This window comes from Methylobacterium sp. BTF04 (genome assembly GCF_010692745.1).
Taxonomy (GTDB): Bacteria; Pseudomonadota; Alphaproteobacteria; order Rhizobiales; family Beijerinckiaceae; genus Methylobacterium.
In genome coordinates, this window is the sequence record NZ_JAAHTB010000115.1 from 1 (window position 1) to 3732 (window position 3732).

At 58.7% G+C, this 3732-nt stretch carries 3 protein-coding genes and 1 pseudogene; 3 read left to right on the plus strand and 1 reads right to left on the minus strand.

All coding sequences use genetic code 11. The annotated features are described in order from the left end of the window. On the plus strand, nucleotides 1–218 hold a 218-nt coding region (locus tag G3T14_RS24845; RefSeq protein ID WP_204263029.1), incomplete at its 5' end, for a hypothetical protein. Between the two features lie 87 nt (nucleotides 219–305). Here G3T14_RS24845 and G3T14_RS23375 read toward each other — a convergent pair. Then, complete coding sequence (locus tag G3T14_RS23375) at nucleotides 306–2006, minus strand: cache domain-containing protein (protein ID WP_348645337.1); 1701 nt, start codon at nucleotides 2004–2006, stop codon at nucleotides 306–308. 286 nt (nucleotides 2007–2292) lie between these two features. Between G3T14_RS23375 and G3T14_RS25485 the strand changes: the two genes are divergently transcribed. Continuing rightward, entirely contained in the window at nucleotides 2293–2601 is a 309-nt protein-coding gene (locus G3T14_RS25485) for a methyl-accepting chemotaxis protein (protein WP_163644890.1), read from the plus strand. A 625-nt stretch (nucleotides 2602–3226) separates the two neighbouring features. Beyond that, nucleotides 3227–3677: pseudogene (locus G3T14_RS23385) on the plus strand (helix-turn-helix domain-containing protein); the annotation flags it as partial. Between the last annotated feature and the right edge of the window lie 55 nt (nucleotides 3678–3732).

Sequence of the window (3732 nt, forward strand, 5' to 3'; positions counted from 1 at the left end):
ACCAGCTCGATCAGCTCCTCGCGGCTCAGCCGCTCAAGATCGCTTCGGCCCATCCAACGAAAGAATCAGCGAAATCCGACCCTCGCAAGGGGGTGGGTAATTACGGAGACCATGACCTCGGTGATTGCCGCGTTCGTCCGCTGCATCGTGCGCCTACGCAACGTGACGTCGACCGCGCACTGAACCGCACCGTGTTTCTCGAAAGCTTAAAATCTTGAGAGATGAATCCATCTAGCAATGTTGTTTTTATCACTAGCATACAAGATATTTGTGCACTGCATCACGGCGACAATTTAGGCTCGACATCAAGCGGCGCGCACCGTGGCGAGAAACCGCGTGATTTCGTTGCTTAGTTGTTGTGATTGCCGCGTGACCTCGACAGCCGACACCAGCACCTGGGTCGCGGCTGCGCCGGTCGCCTCTGCTGCCTCGGACACATCGACGATCGTAACCGTCACGGCACCGGTGCCTGTGGCCGCTTGGCCGATGTTGCGCACGATCTCCTGTGTGGCTGCTCCTTGCTGCTCGACAGCGGCCGAGATGGACGTCGCGACGGCGCTTATCTCCTGCACGCGGGAGCGAATGCCCGTGATTGCCGAGACTACGCCGATTGTCGAGTTCTGGATGCGCGCGATGTGGCTTGAGATCTCCTCGGTAGCCCGTGCGGTCTGACTGGCTAGGGCCTTGACCTCAGCGGCCACGATGGCAAAGCCGCGCCCTGCCTCGCCCGCGCGTGCCGCCTCGATCGTGGCGTTGAGTGCCAAAAGGTTCGTCTGGCTCGCAATCTGCGAGATCATCGCGACCGCCTCTCCGATATGCTTGGCCGCCGCGTCCAACTCCTGCACCAGGGCGGCCGTCTGCTCCGCATCCCCCACAGCCGCCCTGGCCAGATCCGCCGAGCTATTCACTTGGCGGCCGATCTCCTGAACGCTGGCTCCCAATTCCTCGGCCGCCGCTGCCACGGTGTTGACGTTCGCTGCCGTCTCGGCGGCTGCTCCTGCAACGGCGGAAGATTGATGCGCCGTCTCGTTCGCCGTCCGCGACATACCCTGCGCGGTCTCCTGCATGCCCAGGGCGGCTGACTGAACGGCTCCAACAATTCCGCTGACGGCCTCATGGAAACCGTCGGCCATAGCCTGTGTCGTTGCCCGCCGCGCGCGCTCGGACCCCTCGCGGGCGGAGTTGGTCTCGTCTTCCAAGTCACGGGTTCGCAGGAGTGAAGACCGAAACATCTCCATGGCGCGCGCCATGACACCGACTTCGTCGCCGCGACTGACCGCGGGGATCGCCACGGCAAGATCGCCACCAGCTAGGATCGCCACGGATTTCGTCAATCCGATCAGCGAACGCGTCAGATCGCGTGCCAGGACATACGAGAGAAGCGCCGCGATGGCCGTCAGGCATGCGGCGACAATCAGTCCCCACTGTGCCTTGGACCAGAAGAAGGCATCGATGTCTGACACGTAGGCACCGGTACCAATTGTCCAACCCCAGGGCTCGAACAGCTTCGAGTAGCCGACCTTGTCCAGCGCGATGGTCTCGCCGGCCTTCGGAATCTGGTAGTGAGCGAACCCTTCCTTGTCGGTACGGGCAACGTTAACGAGCTTACCCACCATGTCGGCGACGCCAGGGCTCTTTGCAGCGTCCGGTCCGGAGATGAAGTTCTTGCCTTCGAGAGCTCGATTTCCGCCATGTGCGACGCTGATGCCGTTTAGGTCCCAGATGAAGAAGTAGTTCGACTGGTCGTAGCGCATATTACGCACCGCATTCTTGGCAGCCTCCTTGGCAGCCTCCTCCGTCATCAGGTTCTTGACGACACTGTCGTGATAGCTGGCCACGAGCGTCCAAGCCGCTTCGTCCAGGTGTCGGACCTCCGAGGCGCGCGCGTCCAGCAGCGCCTGTCGCACATTGAGTAGCGATTGTACCGACACGAAGGCCGGCGTTGCGACGCCGATCGCCAGGACGAGGAGAATACGTCTTGAAATGCTGAGGCGTCCAAGCGACACGGCCGTGACCTTTAAGCTGATTATGCTAGAAATCGAATAATAATTATCGTATAGATAGTTAACAAAAATTAAACTTGTATAATTTTTTTACCAAACTAACTCGTATTATTGTTTGAGTTTAATCTAAAGATAAATAATCATCGTAACGAGAGTCCCAATTATCACCCTATGTAAAATAGAATATAAATTATTTAATTTTGAATTTTTCAGCTAATAAATAAATTAATTATTTTAATGATGCTGTCGACACCTCACAAGAGTCGACGTGACTCTGCGCAAGCGCACGATGGCACAGACGAACACAGCGCTGGACGAGGTTATGGCGTCCTCGCAAAAGATCGACGACCTTACGAAGGCCATCGACGGGATCGCCAAGCAGACCAACTTGCTGGCACTGAATGCCACCATCGAAGCCGCGCGAGCCTGCGAGGCTGGACGAGGCTTTGCCGTGGTTGCGGCAGAGGTCCGTGAGTTGGCAGGTCGCTCGGCCTCATCTTCCGCCGACATCGCCCAACTCGTGGGCGAAAGTCAGTCTCGGATCGGGATCCTGGCCAAGACCCTGGAGAGCCTCAGCGCGTCGGGTCAGGCTGCATGAGGGTTATGCGTACAGAATTGAAGCTTGGCTTTTATTGGTTAAGACCGCTCATCGTGTGCGGGAGATGACGTTGGCGGACTGCCCGTTGTCATCGGCAAGTTCCTCAGCTAACCAAACGCTCAGCCCTATCCGCGTTGCAAACCGAACGGGTACGGCTCTAAAGTTTGCATCTCGGGAGTACCGTGCTTGGAAACAGCTTCGTTTGCCGTCAGTCAGGCTTTTGCCAATGCCTCAAGATCACGCGCGTCCTTCACCGGCAGCGAATCATATAAATGTCTTATAGCCATAATAACTTGTAACGCCTTTCAGTGTTGCGTCAAGAGATGAACCTTTTCTACCTACAATCGTTCTGACATAATAGTCGAAGCAAATATTATATGGACACATCTATGGATATGCCGCATGCCACTCTCCCTATGCCCGACACCCGCTCTCGATCCGAACTCGTTCTGAAGCGGCTCGCCGACGCGCTTGGCCAGCCCGTCTCGGCGTTCACAGACCCAACTAAAATAAAGGCGGATGCGGGAGCTGCAGAACTGCTTAGGCTGTGGCAGGTGATCAGAACCGAAAGCGGGCGAGACGCAGTGCTTAAGAGCGTGAGGGCTATTGTGGAGGCGCAGGCCGACTGATACCACGCCCCGCTGAGCAGGACTCACGCTGGGTAGCGGCGCGGCGCCAGCTGTGATCGCATTTTGATGCGGAAGCCTTGCGCGTCCTGGCCAAGGGTTCACGTGATCCGGCACAGACCCGCCGCCTATTGGCGCTGTCAGTGGTCGCGGCGGGCGGCACGCGTTCGGAGGCAGCCGAGATTGGGGGGGGTCGGGTTGCAGACGGTGCGCGATTGGGTCGTGGCCTTCAACGCAGACGGTCCAGCTGGGCTGATCGACGGCAAGGCCGCTGGGGCCCGTCCGCTCCTGAACGCCGACCAGCGCGCCATCCTCAGGGCTCTCGTCGAGCAGGGGCCGACGCCCGCCGCCCACGGCGTGGTGCGCTGGCGGTTGTGCGATCTGGCCCAGATCCTGTGCGAGAATCACGGCGTCTCGGTCTCCGAGCAGACCTTGAGCCGGATCTTGCGAGTGTGTAGGGCGGTGACAAAACCATCCACTGGAGCGTTGGCGGGGTGCTGATGCG

Coding starts and splice junctions, on each gene's coding strand:
- G3T14_RS25485 (WP_163644890.1), top strand. CDS start 2,293: ATGGCACAGACGAACACAGCGCTGGACGAGGTTATGGCGTCCTCGCAA.